Genomic DNA, 19,312 nt, shown 5'->3' with positions numbered 1-19,312 from the left:
CGTTATGGCAACATTAACTGCAAAGAACCTTGCAAAGGCCTATAAGGGCCGCCGTGTGGTGGAAGATGTCAGTCTGACCGTCAACTCCGGGGAGATCGTCGGTCTGCTTGGTCCTAACGGTGCGGGCAAGACAACGACATTTTACATGGTGGTCGGCATTGTCCCGCGCGATGCGGGCAACATTATCATTGATGACGAAGATATCAGTCTGCTGCCACTGCATGCGCGCGCGCGTCGCGGCATCGGCTACCTACCGCAGGAAGCGTCTATTTTCCGTCGCCTGAGCGTGTTTGATAACCTGATGGCGGTACTGCAAATTCGTGACGATCTCACCAGTGAGCAGCGGGAAGATCGCGCCAATGAGCTGATGGAAGAATTCCATATCGAACATCTGCGTGACAGCATGGGCCAATCGCTCTCCGGTGGTGAACGACGCCGTGTGGAAATCGCCCGCGCGCTGGCCGCGAATCCGAAATTTATCCTGCTTGATGAACCGTTTGCCGGTGTTGACCCGATTTCCGTTATCGATATCAAACGGATCATCGAACACCTGCGCGACAGCGGGCTTGGGGTGTTGATTACCGACCATAACGTCCGCGAAACGCTGGCAGTTTGTGAGCGCGCCTATATCGTGAGCCAGGGACACCTGATCGCCCACGGCACGCCGACAGAAATACTGCAGGATGAGCACGTTAAGCGCGTATACCTTGGGGAAGACTTCAGACTCTGATAGGGTAGAAGACTTCACGTCACCGCAGGAGAAAACAACTCTGAACATGAAGCAAGGTTTGCAACTCAGGCTTAGCCAACAACTGGCGATGACGCCTCAGCTACAACAGGCGATCCGTCTGTTGCAGTTGTCCACGCTGGAACTTCAGCAAGAACTTCAGCAAGCGCTGGAAAGTAACCCACTGCTCGAGCAAACCGATCTTCACGACGAAATTGATACCCAGGAAAAACAGGACAGCGAATCCCTCGATACCGCAGATGCACTCGAACAAAAAGAGATGCCAGAGGAATTGCCGCTTGACGCCAGTTGGGATGAAATCTACACCGCCGGTACGCCTTCAGGCACCAGCGGAGATTACATTGACGACGAACTGCCTGTTTATCAGGGGGAGACCACGCAATCGCTGCAGGATTACCTGATGTGGCAAGTGGAGCTGACCCCGTTCTCGGATACCGATCGCGCCATTGCGACATCAATTGTTGATGCGGTTGACGAAACCGGTTATCTCACCGTGACCCTGGACGATATTCTCGAAAGCATGGGCGATGACGACGTCGGTATGGATGAAATCGAAGCCGTGCTTAAACGCGTTCAGCGCTTTGATCCCGTTGGCGTGGCAGCCAAAGATCTGCGTGACTGCTTACTGATCCAACTCTCGCAATTTGATAAGTCCACGCCATGGCTGGAAGAAGCGCGTCTGATCATCAGCGATCACCTCGATCTGTTAGCCAACCATGACTTTCGCTCGCTGATGCGCGTAACCCGACTGAAAGAAGACGTGCTGAAAGAAGCCGTCAACCTCATCCAGTCGCTCGATCCCCGCCCAGGACAGTCGATCCAAACCGGCGAGCCGGAATACGTCATCCCGGATGTGCTGGTGCGTAAGCATAACGATCGTTGGGTGGTCGAACTCAACGGCGACAGCATTCCACGCTTGCAGATTAACCAGCACTACGCCGCGATGTGCAATAGCGCGCGCAACGATGCCGACAGCCAGTTTATTCGTAGCAATTTGCAGGATGCGAAGTGGCTGATTAAAAGTCTGGAAAGCCGCAATGATACGCTGCTGCGCGTCAGTCGCTGTATCGTTGAACAGCAGCAGGCCTTCTTTGAGCAAGGCGAAGAATTTATGAAACCGATGGTGCTGGCGGATATCGCCCAGGCCGTCGAGATGCACGAATCGACCATTTCCCGAGTGACCACGCAAAAGTATTTGCACAGTCCGCGCGGCATATTTGAACTGAAGTATTTCTTTTCCAGTCACGTTAACACTGAAGGCGGGGGCGAAGCCTCATCCACAGCTATCCGCGCACTGGTGAAGAAATTAATTGCTGCGGAAAACCCCGCGAAACCGCTGAGTGACAGCAAGTTAACCTCTATGCTGTCGGATCAGGGTATCATGGTGGCACGCCGCACCGTTGCGAAGTACCGAGAGTCTTTATCCATTCCGCCGTCTAACCAGCGCAAACAACTGGTGTGACCCAACCGATAAGGAAGACACTATGCAGCTCAACATCACTGGAAACAACGTCGAAATCACGGAAGCTCTGCGCGAGTTTGTTAATACCAAATTCGCCAAGCTTGAACAATATTTCGACCGGATTAATCAGGTCTATATTGTGTTGAAAGTGGAGAAGGTTACACATATCTCGGATGCAACACTGCATGTAAACGGTGGCGAAATTCATGCCAGCGCGGAAGGTCAGGATATGTACGCCGCCATTGACGGTTTAATTGATAAACTGGCTCGGCAGTTAACAAAACATAAAGATAAACTGAAACAGCACTAACTTGTCCGGGCAGTTAGCGGGTGCAGGACGGCCTGTTGTGCAGCACAACGGGCCATTTGTACAGTTAGCGCTTAGGTGAAATTATGACAAATAACGATACGACTCTACAACTGAGCAATGTTCTTAACCAGGAATGTACGCGCGCGGCCGTTCACTGCCAAAGCAAGAAACGCGCACTGGAAATCATCAGTGAACTGGCGGCAAAACAGCTCAGCTTGCCCTCTCAGGTGGTATTTGAAGCCATTCTGACGCGTGAAAAAATGGGCAGTACCGGCATCGGTAATGGTATTGCCATCCCGCACGGCAAGCTGGAAGAAGACACGATGCGCGCGGTTGGCGTGTTTGTGCAACTCGAAACGCCCATCGCCTTCGACGCCATTGATAATCAGCCCGTCGATCTGCTTTTCGCCCTGCTGGTCCCGGCAGACCAAACCAAGACGCATTTGCATACATTATCGCTGGTCGCCAAACGTCTGGCAGATAAAGCCATCTGCCGTCGCCTGCGCGCCGCACAGAGTGACCAGGAGTTGTATCAAATCATCACGGACACCGAAGGTGGACAGGATGACGCATAACAACCCAATGGCATCCTTTTTTGTCGTTGTGAGGAGAAACAGTACATGGTACTGATGATCGTCAGCGGTCGTTCAGGGTCAGGCAAATCCGTTGCCCTGCGTGCGCTGGAAGATATGGGTTTTTACTGCGTGGATAACCTTCCCGTAGTGCTGTTGCCCGATCTGGCTCGTACACTGGCCGATCGCCAGATTTCTGCGGCCGTCAGCATTGATGTGCGTAACATGCCGGAATCCCCGGAGATTTTCGAGCAGGCAATGAACAATCTGCCTGAAGGCTTCTCACCGCAGTTGCTGTTCCTTGATGCTGACCGTAACACGCTGATTCGCCGCTACAGCGACACGCGTCGTTTACACCCCCTCTCCAGCAAAAACTTGTCGCTGGAAAGCGCTATCGATAAAGAAAGCGATTTGTTGGAGCCGCTGCGTTCCCGCGCAGACCTGATTGTTGATACCTCCGAAATGTCCGTACACGAACTGGCGGAAATGCTGCGTACCCGACTGCTGGGCAAACGTGAACGTGAACTGACGATGGTATTCGAATCCTTTGGTTTCAAACACGGTATCCCGATTGACGCGGACTACGTCTTTGACGTGCGCTTCCTGCCCAACCCACACTGGGATCCGAAGCTGCGTCCGATGACCGGTCTTGACCGCCCTGTCGCCGCCTTCCTCGACAGGCACACAGAAGTACACAATTTTATCTACCAGACCCGCAGCTATCTTGAGCTATGGTTACCCATGCTGGAGACCAACAACCGCAGCTACCTCACTGTAGCCATCGGCTGTACCGGCGGGAAACACCGTTCGGTGTATATTGCAGAGCAGTTGGCAGACTACTTCCGCTCACGCGGTAAAAACGTGCAGTCACGCCATCGTACGCTGGAAAAACGTAAATCATGACCGTGAAGCAAACCGTTGAAATCACTAATAAGCTGGGCATGCATGCCCGGCCAGCAATGAAACTTTTTGAATTGATGCAGGGTTTCGAAGCAGAAGTTTTGCTGCGTAATGATGAAGGAACGGAAGCCGAGGCAAACAGCGTTATCGCGCTGCTGATGCTGGATTCTGCGAAGGGGCGGCAGATAGAAGTTGAAGCCACAGGCCCGCAGGAAGTTGAAGCTCTGGCCGCGGTAGTTGCCCTGTTTAATTCAGGGTTTGACGAAGATTAATCGAGTACACAGAACATAGCCAGTAGGCCGGATAAGGCGTTTACGCCGCATCCGGCAATAACTCAGCTAATACAGCTTATTTTCCCGCATAAACGACTCACCGCCTAACTGGCGCATTTGGCGCATAATCCACGCCTGACGGCTACGCACATAACCCGAAGGCGCATTCGCTTTAAAACGTAAAGGATTAGGTAGGACCGCCGCCAGCAAGGCCGCTTCAGACATACTTAAGCGACTGGCAGGTTTATGAAAATACCGCTGCGCCGCCGCCTCCACGCCAAAAATGCCGTCGCCAAACTCCGCAACGTTCAGATAGACGGTCAGAATACGTTTCTTGCTCCAGACCGTTTCCATCCCCAGCGTGAGCCCGGCTTCAAGGCCCTTACGCACCCAGCTACGTCCATCCCACAGAAAGAGGTTTTTTGCCGTCTGTTGCGATAACGTTGACGCCCCGCGAATACGGTTTTCATTACGTTCATTATGCGCCAGCGCTTTCTCGATGGCAGAGACATCGAATCCCCAATGGTCAGGGAACTTCTGGTCCTCGGCGGCAATCACCGCCAGCCCCATCCACGGTGAGATCTCATCCATACTCACCCAGTCCGAGTGCGCCACATACCCGAAATCACCGGATAACCATGCGCCCAGTTGCCGCTCGACCATCACCGCCGAAAACGGCACCGGCATCACGCTGAAAAGGGCGATGCCCCCGCCCCAGAATACGGCGAGGACGATAACCGCTCGTAGAAAGATACGCCGCAGAAAAGCGGTAACGCCTGTTCTCATTCAACCAACACCAGCACACGCGAGACCAGTTTATCGATGCCACTCGCGGCCTGAGCGATATCCTGCGCCAGCATATAGGCGGGCGTGGTAACGATTTTGTTGTCTTCATCAACGACAATGTCATCAACCGGACAAGGCACATGTTCAGCGCCCATCTCCTCCAGTACCTCTGCCGTATCGATATCCGTGCCAATGGTCAGACGCAGCGGAAAATCAAAAATTTTGGGTAACATGGCGGGCGCAATACACATAAATCCCAACGGTTTCCCCATCTGATGCATGGCAACTGCCAGCGCGGCTAAATCACTGTCAACCCGGCATTCGCTGCCCTGGCTGGCAAAATTACTCAGATTTTTGGCGGCGCCAAACCCACCCGGCACGATCAACGCATCCAGTTCCGTTGAAACCGCCTGAGCAAGCGGGCGAATCTCGCCGCGTGTGAGGCGAGCGGCTTCAATCAGGACATTGCGTGTTTCCGACATCGGCTCACCGGTCAGATGATTAATCACATCAGCTTGTTGTTTATCCGGTGCGAAGCAGACGGCCTGCGCGCCGTTGCGGGCAATGGCCAGCAGCGTGAGTACGGTTTCATGGATCTCTGCACCGTCATACACACCGCATCCGCTGAGCACGACTCCCACTTTTTTCATCGTGATACTCCTTTCTCAACTGGCTGAAACATATTAGTTATTATGATTTAAATGCTACGCTTCACACATTTAACTGATTCATGTAACAAATTATTTAAGATTTGCTATCTTAACTGCGTGCGGCCTGAAAAATAGGGCTGTGCCTTTGTACACAATGACAATAAGTTACGGCGCAGCCACGATTTCCCTGGTGTTGGCGCAGTATTCGCGCACCCCGGTCAAGCCGGGGTCATTTTTTTTCCACACTCGCCACCCAGGCTTTTAGTACCGCCACGTCGTGCTGCCACTCCTGCTTCATCTCTTCAATCCATTCAGCAACGTTATCTTCCCAGGCTGGAAGATCTGGCGACTGGATTTGCTGACCTAACTGTTGCAGATGGCGCAGCCCCACCGAACCTGCCGCACCTTTAATTTTATGACCTTCCTCAACCACGCCTTTTTTATCACGTGCAGTCAGATTGGATTCCAGCACGCTCAAATATCCCGGCATCATCTTCTCAAACACCGCCAGCCCGTCGGTAATTAACTTCGGTCCCACCAGCTCGAGGTATTGTTCCAACATAGGAATATCTAATAGCGCTTGCGATTTACTGCTCTCTTCAGATGTCACAGTGCTCTCCTCTTTGTTTCGGGTATCCCAGTATTTTTTGATCATGGCGGTTAAAGCCGGGACTGACAGCGGCTTACTCAGCACGTCGTCCATTCCCGCATCCAGATACTCTTTTTTATCTTTCAGAACGTTGGCGGTAAGGGCCACCAGCGGCGGCAGATCTTCACGCGCGTATTTTTGCGTAAGCTCGCGGGAGATATCCAGCCCGGTCATATCCGGTAGCTGAATATCCAGCAATACTAGGTCATATTCACCCGGCGTGAACATTTCCAGCGCGGCTTTCCCGGTCATGGCGACATCCACGCTATTACCCAGTTTTTCCAGCACTGAGCGCGCGACAATGACGTTCAGTTCAATGTCTTCCACCAGCAGGACATTCAGGGCGGGCAGCGGCATGTCATCGTCTTCAAAAGCGTCTTCAATCTCTTCCGCTACCGCAGGCGCATGCACAGTCAGCGTAAAGACAGAGCCTTTACCAGCCTGGCTGGAGACCGTAATATCGCCGCCCATATTTTTCGCCAGACGCTTTGATACGGCCAGACCAATCCCGGTTCCTGTTGCCGGTTTGCCGCCGTTACTGTCCTTCACCTGATAATACATGGCGAAGATTTTATCCTGTTCATCCTGCGGAATGCCGATCCCGGAATCTTCTACCTCGAAATGCAGCATATTCCCCTGGTCATAGCGCGCCCGCACGGTCACCTGCCCCTGCTGGGTAAACTTCACGGCGTTGCTGATCAGATTCCACAGAATCTGGCGCAAACGCGTGCCGTCGGTAATCACTTTATGCGGCAACGGTAGCGTTGGCTCAAGCACAAAACGCAGCCCTTTTTGCTGCGCCTGCAGGCCAGAGAGGTTTTCCAGATCCGCCATAAAGCTGGTGAAATCGATCGGCTGGTTATCGAGCTGGACTTTACGCCGCTCCATCTTATCCATATCGATAATATCGTTGAAAATATTGCCCAGCGTCACGGCTGAGACGTGGATAGTTTTCAGGTATTTTTCCTGCTCGGCGGTCAAATCCGTATCCAGCAGGATCCGGCTTAAGCCAACAATACCGTTCAGCGGCGTACGCAGCTCGTGACTGATGGTGGAAATAAACGTGGTCTTATCGCGGCTGGCGCGTTCAAGCGCGTCCTGATAACGCTTACGTTCGGTAATATCGCGACCAAAGCCCATCAGGCCATGTCGTTTACCGACGCGGTCGTAGTAAGGCACTTTACGAATTTCAAAGCAGGCTTTGCGTCCATCCGGATAGTCCAGCCACTGTTCATAGGTGAGCGAGACGTTATGACGAAACACCTTCTCGTCGGTCTCAATAACTTTTTCAGCCGCCTCAGGGGAGTAAACGTCAGCCGGTTTCAAATTCACCAGTTGCTTTTCGCTCTTGCCGGTCAGCAACTCCATGGCGCGGTTACAGCCGGAAAATTCTTTATCTTCATTACGATAAAAGACCAGGTCCGGCGAGGCATCAAGGAAAGAGCGTAAAAATGAAGACTGTTGCTCAAGCTGAATCTGCGCTTCTTCGCGCTCTTTGATTTCGACCTTCAGTTGCTCAAACGTTTCCTGACGCTCCGCTTCAGCTTTTTCGCGCTCAACAATTTCCTGATTGAGCTGGGCGATATTATCTTTCAACTGCACATTGAGCTTGAGATCGCGCTCGCGCATCTCTTCCAGCTTTTGCACCAGCCGTGACAGACGCTGCCGGGATTCCTCCAGTTGCTCCACCACCACTGACAAAAAATAGACGGCCCAGGGGGTAATTAACAGACCAAAAAAGATAGAGCGGATGACATCAATGCTTTCTACCTGGCCATGCAGCACCATGGTGACAGCCATTTGCACCACAATTGCCAACACGACCAAAGCCAGCGCTAATAGCAGCGAAAAGCGCACCAGACCTAACTTCATCATCAGGTCGACATAATATTGCGCCAGCATACGAATTTGCTTCATAGAGGGTTCCTTCACGACAACTTGGCACAATAATACTCAATTCTCAGCGTGACGTTGAAGATTGTGCAAGAAATGCGGCGGTTATCGGTGAAATGACCGGGTAGGCGGTAGGCCGGATAAGTTCATCGTAGGCCTGATAAGCGAAGCGCCATCAGGCAAGCAGGCGCAGATTGCCTGATGGCGGCTTTGCCTTATCAGGCCTACATACTAGCTCCCCAGTTGCACCCACGGCGTACCCAGCGCCGAGCCTTGCACGCCGTGCTCGTTAAGGTACTTATCCAGTTCGACCATCCCCGTCCAGCGATTTTCACACCATAGCGGCGCCAACAGCGTTGGGCGACGCGCGCTGGCGGAAATACGATGATAAATCACCTCCGGCGGCGTATGGCGGATCATCTCACCTGCGGTAATCGTGTAGTCGTCCAGTTCAATCCCGTTCAGCCGCCCGGCTTCCCAGGCTTTTGCCATCGTACTGCCTTTCACAATATGCAGCGGATGCAGCTTAATACCGTCAACGCCCGTCTCCACCACGCGTTCCATGGTTTGCAGACATTCTGCCTGCCCTTCTCCCGGCAGACCGACGATCAGATGCGAGCACACTTTCAGCCCGCGCTCGCGCGCCAGCCGCGTGGTGTTTTGGTAGCAGGCGAAATCATGGCCGCGGTTAATTCGGTGCAAGGTTTTGTCATGCGCGGTTTGCAGACCGAGCTCCAGCCACACTTCATAGCCCAGATCTTTATACTCGCAAAGCAGATCAAGCACCGCTTCCGGCACACAGTCGGGGCGTGTCCCAACGCATAACCCAACGATACTGGCCTGGCTGACCGCCTGTTGATACATCGAACGCAGCACCTGTACTTCAGCAAAGGTGCTGGTGTAGGCCTGGAAATAGGCCAGATAGCGTTTTGCGCGATTGACCAGGTGCGCCTGATGTTCAAGCTGCTCGGCTATGGAATGGTGCTGCTGCGCTTCATCGGCAAACGAGGCAACATTACAGAAAGTACATCCGCCGCGCCCGATGGTGCCATCGCGATTTGGGCAGCTAAAGCCGCCGTGCAGCGTGAGTTTATGAACCTTTTGTCCATAACGGCGAGAAAGATCCCCACCAAACATATTGACTAATTTCTGTAACTGCATAATCTGGTAGACCGCGCCTTGAAAAGAGGCCAAAGCCTGCCATTTTTTGCCCCAGTCGGCGATGACCTGGATCAATCGCCCTGGCGAGCCTTTATTCATTGCATAACAAATCAAAATAATCGAAATTTCATTCACTAAAAATGTAATTACTTTTCCTTATATTCGACTCTTTTTTTTATCTTCTTATACTCTTTGCATAAAAACAGTATCTTTAAGACGCCAAAACTTTAAAAACCAGCATAAAATGCCAAACATCTTGATAAACAAAGGCAGGACGAGGGATATACAGCCGTTCTGACAGTGAGACAGATCACACTTCCCTGACCGTTCCCCCTACGTTAAACCTATGTAAAAAACCATTTTATTTCAGCAATTTCATAAAGTTAATTGTCCCATAGCACATTTTTGCATAAATAAGATTGCCATTTGACCTGTGTGTGGATTCCCGATAACGTGGAAATCCGCTGGAAGCTTTCTGGATGAGCAGCCTGCTCATCATATTTATGCAGTAATTGAGATTCCCTCTGAAGCAAGTCCTCAAACTTGTTTGACCTGTGCGAAAAGGATAAAGAGGGCGAATGCGAGGTAAGCGTATGCACGCAAACCCCGTCGCCATGCTCTTGGAGTGCCCGTGCGCAACGGTTCAGATGGGAATCCCGCAGAGCCTGGGGAGGTTCACTCATATGTTGTACGATAAATCTCTTGAGAGGGATAACTGTGGTTTCGGCCTGATCGCCCACATAGAAGGCGAACCTAGCCACAAGGTAGTGCGTACCGCCATACACGCACTGGCCCGCATGCAGCACCGTGGCGCAATTCTTGCCGATGGAAAAACCGGCGATGGTTGCGGCCTGCTGTTACAAAAACCGGATCGCTTTTTCCGCATCGTGGCGCAAGAGCGCGGCTGGCGTTTAGCCAAAAACTACGCCGTCGGCATGATCTTTTTAAATAAAGACGCCGAACTGGCGGCAGCCTCTCGCCGCATAGTCGAAGAAGAATTACAGCAGGAGACCCTGTCGATTGTCGGCTGGCGCGACGTGCCGACCAACGAAGGTGTTCTCGGTGAAATCGCTCTATCCTCCCTGCCTCGTATTGAGCAAATTTTCGTTAACGCCCCTGCGGGTTGGCGCCCACGTGATATGGAACGCCGCCTGTTCATTGCTCGCCGTCGTATTGAAAAACGCCTCCTGCAAGATAAAGACTTCTACGTCTGTAGCCTGTCGAACCTGGTCAATATCTATAAAGGTCTGTGTATGCCGGCGGATCTGCCGCGCTTTTACCTGGACCTCGCGGACCTGCGTCTGGAATCGGCCATCTGCCTGTTCCACCAGCGCTTCTCCACCAACACCGTGCCGCGCTGGCCGCTGGCGCAGCCGTTCCGCTACCTGGCGCACAATGGCGAAATCAACACCATCACAGGTAACCGCCAGTGGGCGCGCGCCCGTACCTATAAATTCCAGACGCCACTGATCCCTGACCTGCATGACGCGGCGCCGTTCGTCAACGAAACCGGCTCCGACTCCAGCTCCATGGATAACATGCTGGAGCTGCTGCTGGCGGGCGGGATGGACATCATCCGCGCCATGCGCTTACTGGTGCCGCCGGCCTGGCAGAACAACCCGGATATGGATCCGGAGCTGCGCGCGTTCTTTGACTTCAACTCTATGCACATGGAACCGTGGGACGGCCCGGCGGGCATCGTCATGTCCGATGGTCGCTTTGCCGCCTGTAACCTCGATCGTAACGGCCTGCGCCCGGCGCGCTACGTCATCACCAAAGACAAGCTGATTACCTGCGCCTCTGAAGTCGGGATCTGGGATTATCAGCCGGATGAAGTGGTGGAAAAAGGCCGCGTCGGCCCTGGCGAGCTGATGGTTATCGACACCCGCAGCGGCCGCATTCTGCACTCAGCGGAAACCGATAATGACCTGAAAAGCCGCCACCCCTACAAAGAGTGGATGGAGAAAAACGTTCGTCGCCTGGTGCCGTTCGAAGAGCTGGCTGACGATCAGGTCGGCAGCCGCGAGCTGGACGATGATACCCTCGCCAGCTACCAGAAACAGTTTAACTACAGCGCCGAAGAGCTGGATTCCGTCATTCGCGTGCTCGGTGAAAACGGCCAGGAAGCGGTCGGCTCAATGGGTGACGATACCCCGTTTGCCGTGCTGTCCAGCCAGCCGCGCATCATTTATGACTACTTCCGTCAGCAGTTCGCGCAGGTGACTAACCCGCCGATCGACCCGCTGCGTGAAGCGCACGTTATGTCGCTGGCCACCAGCATCGGTCGCGAAATGAACGTCTTCTGCGAAGCCGAAGGTCAGGCACACCGTCTGAGCTTTAAATCACCGATCCTGCTGTACTCCGATTTCACCCAGCTCACCACCATGAAAGAGGAGCATTATCGCGCTGACCGGCTGGATATCACCTTTGATGTGACCGAAACCACGCTTGAAGAGACCGTCAAAGCCTTGTGCGATAAGGCGGAACAGATGGTACGTAACGGCACGGTACTGCTGGTGCTTTCTGACCGTAACATCGCGAAAAACCGCTTGCCGGTTCCGGCACCGATGGCCGTGGGCGCAGTGCAAACGCGTCTGGTAGAACAAAGCCTGCGTTGCGACGCCAACATCATCGTTGAAACGGCGAGCGCGCGTGACCCGCACCACTTCGCGGTGCTGCTCGGCTTCGGTGCGACGGCCATTTATCCGTATCTGGCCTATGAAACGCTGGGGCGTCTGATCGACACTCAGGCGATTGCCAAAGATTACCGGACCGTGATGCTGAACTACCGTAACGGCATCAACAAAGGTCTGTACAAGATCATGTCCAAAATGGGCATCTCAACCATCGCCTCTTACCGCTGCTCGAAGCTGTTTGAAGCCGTTGGTCTGCACGATGATGTCGTGGCGCTGTGCTTCCAGGGCGTAGTCAGCCGCATCAGCGGCGCAGCTTTTACCGACTTCCAGCAGGATCTGCTAAACCTCTCGAAACATGCCTGGCTGGCGCGGAAACCGATTAGCCAGGGCGGTTTGCTGAAGTACGTCCACGGCGGCGAATACCACGCTTACAACCCGGACGTGGTACGCACGCTGCAACAGGCTGTACAAAGCGGCGAATACAGCGACTATCAGGAATATGCCAAGCTGGTCAATGAGCGTCCGGCAGCCACGCTGCGCGATCTGCTGGCGATTACGCCTGGCGATGAAGCCGTGAGCATTGACGAGGTAGAGCCCGCAAGCGAATTATTTAAACGCTTTGATACCGCAGCCATGTCTATCGGCGCATTAAGCCCGGAAGCACATGAGGCGCTGGCGGAAGCGATGAACAGCATCGGCGGTAACTCTAACTCCGGCGAAGGCGGCGAAGATCCTGCGCGTTATGGCACCAACAAGGTATCGCGTATTAAGCAGGTGGCTTCCGGTCGCTTTGGCGTAACCCCGGCGTACCTGGTCAACGCCGACGTCATTCAGATTAAAGTCGCTCAGGGCGCGAAGCCGGGCGAAGGCGGTCAGTTGCCGGGTGATAAAGTTACCCCGTACATCGCCAAACTGCGCTATTCGGTGCCGGGGGTGACGCTGATCTCCCCGCCGCCGCACCACGATATCTACTCTATCGAGGACTTAGCGCAGCTGATTTTCGACCTTAAACAGGTTAACCCGAAAGCGATGATCTCGGTGAAGCTGGTGTCCGAACCGGGTGTCGGCACCATCGCTACCGGCGTGGCAAAAGCCTATGCGGATCTGATCACCATCGCCGGCTACGACGGCGGCACCGGCGCAAGCCCGCTCTCCTCTGTGAAATATGCGGGCTGCCCATGGGAGCTGGGTCTGGTGGAAACCCAGCAGGCGTTGGTCGCCAACGGTCTGCGTCATAAGATTCGTCTGCAGGTCGATGGCGGTCTGAAAACCGGCGTGGATATCATTAAAGCGGCGATTCTTGGCGCGGAAAGCTTTGGTTTCGGCACCGGCCCAATGGTCGCGCTGGGCTGTAAATACCTGCGTATTTGCCATCTGAATAACTGCGCAACCGGCGTGGCAACTCAGGACGACAAACTGCGTAAGAACCACTATCACGGTCTGCCGTTCAAAGTGACCAACTACTTTGAATTTATCGCCCGCGAAGTACGCGAGCTGATGGCCGAGCTGGGCGTGAAACGTCTGGTGGATCTGATTGGTCGTACCGACCTGCTCAAAGAGCTGGAAGGGTTTACCGCCAAACAGCAGAAGCTGGAGCTGTCGCGTCTGCTGGAAACCGCCGAGCCGCATCCTGGTAAGGCGTTGTTCTGCACCGAGAACAACCCGCCGTTTGATAACGGCGTACTGAACGCACAGCTACTGCAACAGGCAAAACCGTATGTCGACGAGCGCCAGAGCAAAACCTTCTGGTTCGATATCCGCAACACCGACCGTTCCGTCGGCGCGTCGCTGTCTGGCTATATTGCCCAAACCCACGGCGATCAGGGCCTGGCATCTGACCCGATTAAAGCGCACTTCAACGGTACTGCAGGCCAGAGCTTTGGCGTGTGGAACGCGGGCGGCGTGGAGCTGTATCTGACCGGCGATGCCAACGACTATGTCGGCAAAGGTATGGCGGGCGGCCTTATCGCGATTCGTCCGCCAATAGGTTCCGCATTCCTCAGTCATAAAGCGAGCATCATTGGTAATACCTGCCTGTACGGCGCCACCGGCGGTCGTCTGTTTGCGGCAGGTCGTGCGGGCGAGCGCTTTGCGGTACGTAACTCCGGCGCAATCACCGTGGTGGAAGGTATCGGCGACAACGGCTGCGAATACATGACCGGCGGCATCGTCTGTATTCTCGGCAAAACGGGCGTTAACTTCGGGGCAGGCATGACGGGCGGATTCGCCTACGTACTGGATGAAGATGGCGATTTCCGCAAGCGCGTGAACCCGGAACTGGTGGAAGTGCTGGACGTTGATTCTCTTGCCATTCACGAAGAACACCTGCGCGGTCTGATTACCGAGCACGTACAACATACCGGCTCTTCACGCGGCGAAGAGATCCTGGCTAACTGGCCAGCATTCTCAGCGAAATTCGCGCTGGTAAAACCAAAATCCAGTGATGTGAAAGCACTGTTGGGTCACCGTAGTCGTAGCGCAGCAGAGCTGCGTGTGCAGGCGCAGTAAGGGGTAGCAGCAATGAGTCAGAACGTATACCAATTTATCGACCTGCAGCGCGTTGATCCGCCGAAGAAACCGCTGAAGATCCGTAAGATCGAGTTTATCGAGATCTACGAGCCTTTTTCTGAAGGCCAGGCGAAAGCGCAGGCGGATCGCTGCCTGTCCTGCGGCAACCCGTACTGCGAGTGGAAGTGCCCGGTGCATAACTACATCCCAAACTGGCTGAAGCTGGCCAACGAGGGGCGTATTTTTGAAGCGGCTGAGCTGTCACACCAGACCAACACCCTGCCGGAAGTTTGCGGCCGCGTCTGCCCGCAGGATCGTCTGTGTGAAGGATCCTGTACCCTGAATGACGAGTTCGGCGCGGTGACCATCGGTAACATCGAGCGCTATATCAACGATAAAGCGTTCGAAATGGGCTGGCGCCCGGATATGACCGGTGTGCGCCAGACGGACAAACGCGTGGCGATTATCGGTGCGGGGCCGGCGGGCCTGGCCTGCGCTGATGTGCTAACCCGCAACGGCGTGAAGGCAGTGGTGTTTGATCGTCATCCGGAGATCGGTGGTCTGCTGACCTTCGGCATTCCGGCTTTCAAGCTGGAGAAAGAGGTCATGACCCGCCGCCGTGAAATCTTCACCGGCATGGGTATTGAGTTCAAACTCAACGTGGAAGTGGGCCGTGACGTCCAGCTCGACGACCTGCTGAAGGATTACGACGCGGTATTCCTTGGCGTAGGTACCTATCAGTCGATGCGCGGCGGACTGGAGAACGAAGACGCTTCCGGCGTATTCGACGCCCTGCCATTCCTGATCGCCAATACTAAACAGTTGATGGGCTTTGGCGAAAGCAGCGACGAGCCGTACATCAGCATGGAAGGCAAACGCGTCGTCGTTCTCGGCGGTGGCGATACGGCAATGGACTGCGTGCGCACTTCGGTTCGCCAGAACGCAGCACACGTAATCTGCGCCTATCGCCGCGACGAAGAGAACATGCCGGGTTCCAAGCGCGAAGTGAAAAACGCGCGTGAAGAAGGCGTGGAATTCCAGTTCAACGTCCAGCCGTTAGGCGTGGAAGTGAATGCCAACGGTAAAGTATGCGGCGTGAAAATGGCGCGTACCGAAATGGGCGAACCGGATGCGAAGGGTCGTCGCCGCGCGGAGATCGTCGCCGGTTCCGAGCACGTTGTACCGGCGGATGCGGTGGTACTGGCGTTTGGTTTCCGTCCGCACAGTATGGAATGGCTGGCAAAACACAGCGTCGAACTGGATTCTCAGGGCCGGATTATCGCCCCTGAGCGCAGTGACATCGCCTTTCAGACCAGCAACCCGAAAATCTTCGCCGGTGGCGATATCGTGCGCGGTTCGGATCTGGTGGTCACCGCGATTGCCGAAGGTCGTAAAGCGGCTGACGGGATTCTGAATTATCTGGAAGTGTAACTCTTCGGGCTCCCCTGCCACAGCCTGACGCTGATGGATGGGGAGCTAATATTTTTCCGCTTACATGGTCAGCTTACTGGTATTACTCACAGACGAACTCATTCGTTCGCAAACCATGCTGGAAACTCAACTCACACACGGTGGTTCATTGACGACGGAGAAAAATTAGCGAAACCATTAACCCCATGAATAATCATCAAGAAAACATCACACGAAAACGTTTGCTTTATTCTGAGAACTGTATATTATGCGGCGGATTTTTTGGGCAAAATTCATGGAGGCGTTGTGTCGCAGGACAACAATTATAGCCAGGGCCCCGTCCCTCTGGCGGCGCGGAAAGGCGTGATACCACTAACGTTTGTTATGTTGGGGCTCACATTTTTTTCCGCCAGTATGTGGACCGGTGGCACACTCGGTACCGGTCTTTCTTATAATGATTTCTTCCTCGCAGTTCTCTTCGGTAATCTTCTCCTCGGTATTTACACTGCATTTCTCGGTTTCATCGGCGCAAAAACCGGACTCTCCACCCACCTCCTTGCTCGTTACTCATTTGGCGTGAAAGGTTCCTGGCTTCCTTCACTGCTATTAGGCGGCACCCAGGTAGGCTGGTTTGGCGTGGGTGTGGCCATGTTTGCCATCCCGGTTGGCAAAGCGACGGGGATTGACGTCAATATCCTGATTGCGGTTTCCGGTCTGCTGATGACGATGACTATCTTTTTTGGCATCTCGGCCCTGACCATTTTATCTATCATCGCCGTGCCCGCCATCGTCATTCTTGGCAGCTACTCCGTCTGGCTTGCGGTGAGCGATGTCGGCGGTTTAGACCATTTAAAAGCGATTGCGCCGCAAACGCCGCTTAATTTCTCCACCGCTCTGGCGCTGGTGGTAGGCTCGTTTGTCAGCGCCGGGACGTTAACTGCTGACTTCGTTCGCTTTGGCCGCAATGCCAAAGGCGCGGTGCTGATTGCCATGGTCGCTTTTTTCCTTGGCAACTCGTTGATGTTTATCTTCGGTGCGGCGGGCGCCGCTGCAGTCGGACAAGCAGATATTTCTGACGTGATGATAGCCCAGGGCCTGCTGCTGCCAGCGATTGTGGTGCTCGGCCTGAATATCTGGACCACTAATGACAATGCGCTGTACGCATCGGGTCTGGGATTTGCCAATATTACCGGCCTTTCCAGCCGTACGCTGTCGGTGGCTAACGGCATTATTGGCACACTCTGCGCGCTGTGGCTTTACAATAACTTTGTTGGCTGGCTAACATTTCTGTCGGCAGCGATTCCGCCGATTGGCGGGGTGATTATCGCCGACTATCTGCTGAACCATCGCCGATATGCCGATTTCAGCAAAGCACGATTTATGACCGTCAACTGGATAGCTATTTTGTCCGTTGCACTGGGCATTGCCGCCGGTCACTATATTCCCGGTATTGTGCCAGTCAACGCCGTACTCGGCGGCGTATTCAGCTATATCCTGCTGAATCCACTTTTCAATCGCAGCCTTGCTAAATCACCAGAGGTCAGCCATGCAGAACAATAACATCACCATCCGTCAGGCGCGTTTACAGGGACGCGAAGGATTATGGCAGCTCACGATTGAAAACGGGCGCTTCAGCCGGATTGAGCCTCAGGACGCAGCTGCGTTACCACAAGGCGAAGTGCTTGATGCCGAGGGCGGTCTGGCAATCCCACCGTTCGTTGAGCCACATATTCATCTGGATACCACGCAAACCGCGGGTGAGCCGAACTGGAACCAGTCTGGTACGCTGTTTGAGGGTATTGAACGCTGGGCCGAGCGTAAGGCAATGCTGACTCACGAAGACGTCAAAGCGCGCGCGATGCAAACCCTGAAATGGCAGATGGCTAATGGCATCCAGTATGTCCGTACCCACGTTGACGTTTCCGATCCTACGCTAACGGCTTTGAAAGCCATGCTGGAAGTGAAGCAAGAGGTCGCGCCGTGGGTAGAGCTGCAAATTGTTGCATTCCCGCAAGAAGGTATTCTGTCTTATCCCAACGGTGAAGCGCTGTTAGAGGAAGCCGTGCGTTTGGGGGCCGATGTCATCGGCGCGATTCCTCACTTTGAATTTACGCGTGAATATGGCGTGGAGTCGCTGCACAAAATCTTCGCCCTGGCGCAAAAATACGACCGACTTATCGATGTGCACTGCGACGAAATTGACGATGAGCAATCACGCTTTGTTGAGACCGTCGCGGCGCTGGCGCATCGCTACAATATGGGCGAGCGCGTGACTGCCAGTCATACCACGGCAATGCACTCCTATAACGGCGCATATGCTTCCCGTCTTTTCCGCCTGTTGAAAATGTCCGGTATTAACTTTGTCGCCAATCCACTGGTGAATATTCACCTGCAAGGACGCTTTGACACTTATCCTAAACGCCGCGGCGTCACGCGCGTCAAAGAGATGCTGGAAGCGGAGATCAACGTCTGCTTCGGTCATGATGACGTCTTCGATCCGTGGTATCCATTAGGCACGGCAAATATGTTACAGGTGCTGCATATGGGGTTACACGTGTGCCAGCTGATGGGATACGGGCAGATAAATGATGGACTGAATCTGATCACTACCCACAGCGCGAAAACCCTGCACCTGCAAGACTATGGCCTGAGCGTGGGGAACACCGCGAATCTGGTGATTTTACCGGCTGAAAATGGATTTGACGCGGTTCGTCGCCAGACGCCAGCACGGTATTCTATGCGTCACGGGCGAGTCATTGCCGAGACGGTCCCCAGCCAGACCACGCTGCACTTGACGCAGCCGGAAGCGGTGACGTTTAAGCGCTAAATTGTTATATCCCGTGTCGGATGGCGCCAACCTTGTCATCCGACACCGTCTCTCTCATCGTCAGGCGTGTAACAAGCTGGCGCGCACCTTAATCACGACTTTTTTGATTTCCCTTGGGTCCCCCACTGCACAACCCGGTTTATGCGGTTCACCCGGCATAAAAATTGCGAATCTTCCCGGCTTTAAGGTGAGCGCCTGCTCATCGGCAATGTGATTGCACAGTTGATAATCGTCCTCAGCATGTATCTCTTCGCACTGGCGAGCAGAATCGGTCATCCCGAACAGAATGCGTTCTTCACCGGACAACAGCACCTGAATATCAATGTACTGCTGATGCAGCTCCGCTTTCTTTTGCTCTGGGCTCTGCGTGACGAACTGCATGACGTTCATAAAAATATTATCGCCCTGCAGCTCATAACATCCTGGTACTTTCTCCTGCGGCCTTGCCGCAACGGCCAGCGTTAGCGCTTCCTGCAATACCGGATGTAATCCGGAAGAAGGCAGTGAACGCAGCTCATCGGTCATCAT

The 19,312-nt window shown here is 54.1% G+C and carries 15 protein-coding genes and 1 pseudogene; 11 read left to right on the top strand and 5 right to left on the bottom strand.

Annotated elements, in window-relative coordinates; translation table 11 throughout:
• The first annotated feature begins 4 nt into the window (after positions 1–4).
• The 6 genes from lptB to npr all read left to right on the top strand — a co-directional run bounded on the left by lptB (position 5) and on the right by npr (position 4,264).
• Positions 5–730 carry an LPS export ABC transporter ATP-binding protein gene (gene lptB / locus AC534G_RS02695; RefSeq protein WP_003025073.1) on the top strand — a complete coding sequence of 242 codons (726 nt, stop codon included), beginning with the start codon at positions 5–7 and terminating at the stop codon, positions 728–730.
• Positions 731–776: 46 nt separating this feature from the next.
• The gene (gene rpoN / locus AC534G_RS02690; protein WP_038634272.1) at positions 777–2,210 is read left to right on the top strand and encodes an RNA polymerase factor sigma-54; all 1,434 of its coding nucleotides are present in this window, start codon (positions 777–779) and stop codon (positions 2,208–2,210) included.
• A gap of 22 nt (positions 2,211–2,232) precedes the next feature.
• Entirely contained in the window at positions 2,233–2,520 is a 288-nt protein-coding gene (gene hpf, locus AC534G_RS02685; protein ID WP_038634275.1) for a ribosome hibernation promoting factor, read from the top strand.
• 83 nt (positions 2,521–2,603) lie between these two features.
• On the top strand, positions 2,604–3,095 hold the full coding sequence (ptsN, locus tag AC534G_RS02680) for a PTS IIA-like nitrogen regulatory protein PtsN (protein WP_087856899.1): 492 nt from the start codon (positions 2,604–2,606) through the stop codon (positions 3,093–3,095).
• A 45-nt stretch (positions 3,096–3,140) separates the two neighbouring features.
• A complete protein-coding gene (gene rapZ, locus AC534G_RS02675; protein ID WP_003025085.1) occupies positions 3,141–3,995 on the top strand; it encodes an RNase adapter RapZ in 855 nt (284 codons plus the stop codon).
• The gene (gene npr / locus AC534G_RS02670) at positions 3,992–4,264 is read left to right on the top strand and encodes a PTS phosphocarrier protein NPr (RefSeq protein WP_003025086.1); all 273 of its coding nucleotides are present in this window, start codon (positions 3,992–3,994) and stop codon (positions 4,262–4,264) included. The genes rapZ and npr overlap by 4 nt, the downstream gene beginning before the upstream one ends.
• 66 nt (positions 4,265–4,330) lie before the next feature.
• Here npr and mtgA read toward each other — a convergent pair whose 3' ends face one another.
• The 4 genes from mtgA to mnmL all read right to left on the bottom strand — a co-directional run bounded on the left by mtgA (position 4,331) and on the right by mnmL (position 9,403).
• Positions 4,331–5,050, bottom strand: a complete 720-nt coding sequence (gene mtgA, locus AC534G_RS02665) for a monofunctional biosynthetic peptidoglycan transglycosylase (RefSeq protein WP_038634281.1) — start codon at positions 5,048–5,050, stop codon at positions 4,331–4,333.
• The gene (elbB, locus tag AC534G_RS02660) at positions 5,047–5,700 is read right to left on the bottom strand and encodes an isoprenoid biosynthesis glyoxalase ElbB (protein ID WP_110496732.1); all 654 of its coding nucleotides are present in this window, start codon (positions 5,698–5,700) and stop codon (positions 5,047–5,049) included. Before elbB ends, mtgA begins: the two co-directional genes overlap by 4 nt.
• Positions 5,701–5,929: 229 nt before the next feature.
• Positions 5,930–8,266, bottom strand: coding sequence for an aerobic respiration two-component sensor histidine kinase ArcB (gene arcB / locus AC534G_RS02655; RefSeq protein ID WP_069324404.1), 2,337 nt, complete (start codon positions 8,264–8,266; stop codon positions 5,930–5,932).
• A gap of 207 nt (positions 8,267–8,473) precedes the next feature.
• Positions 8,474–9,403 (bottom strand): tRNA modification radical SAM protein MnmL/YtqA, encoded by a 930-nt coding sequence (mnmL, locus tag AC534G_RS02650; protein ID WP_110496730.1) that lies wholly within the window; start codon positions 9,401–9,403, stop codon positions 8,474–8,476.
• Positions 9,404–10,086: 683 nt separating this feature from the next.
• On the opposite strand from mnmL, the gene gltB reads away from it, so the two are divergent.
• From gltB to AC534G_RS02625, 5 genes and pseudogenes are all read left to right on the top strand, one after another.
• A complete protein-coding gene (gene gltB / locus AC534G_RS02645; RefSeq protein WP_137347345.1) occupies positions 10,087–14,547 on the top strand; it encodes a glutamate synthase large subunit in 4,461 nt (1,486 codons plus the stop codon).
• 12 nt (positions 14,548–14,559) lie between these two features.
• Positions 14,560–15,978: a glutamate synthase small subunit gene (locus AC534G_RS02640; protein WP_038634296.1), complete on the top strand. Its 1,419-nt coding sequence runs from the start codon at positions 14,560–14,562 to the stop codon at positions 15,976–15,978.
• A gap of 82 nt (positions 15,979–16,060) precedes the next feature.
• Positions 16,061–16,147, top strand: a pseudogene (locus AC534G_RS02635) (hypothetical protein); the annotation flags it as partial.
• A gap of 116 nt (positions 16,148–16,263) precedes the next feature.
• On the top strand, positions 16,264–17,517 hold the full coding sequence (codB, locus tag AC534G_RS02630) for a cytosine permease (RefSeq protein WP_085048636.1): 1,254 nt from the start codon (positions 16,264–16,266) through the stop codon (positions 17,515–17,517).
• Positions 17,504–18,784, top strand: a complete 1,281-nt coding sequence (locus AC534G_RS02625) for a cytosine deaminase (RefSeq protein ID WP_110496725.1) — start codon at positions 17,504–17,506, stop codon at positions 18,782–18,784. The genes codB and AC534G_RS02625 overlap by 14 nt, the downstream gene beginning before the upstream one ends.
• A 60-nt stretch (positions 18,785–18,844) precedes the next feature.
• On the opposite strand, the gene nanQ is transcribed toward AC534G_RS02625, so the two are convergent.
• Complete coding sequence (gene nanQ, locus AC534G_RS02620; RefSeq protein WP_110498777.1) at positions 18,845–19,312, bottom strand: N-acetylneuraminate anomerase; 468 nt, start codon at positions 19,310–19,312, stop codon at positions 18,845–18,847.

The organism is Citrobacter sp. CRE-46 (assembly GCF_059615875.1).
The sequence above is the reverse complement of the archived record's forward strand: the minus strand, read 5'-3'. Positions and strand labels throughout refer to the sequence as shown.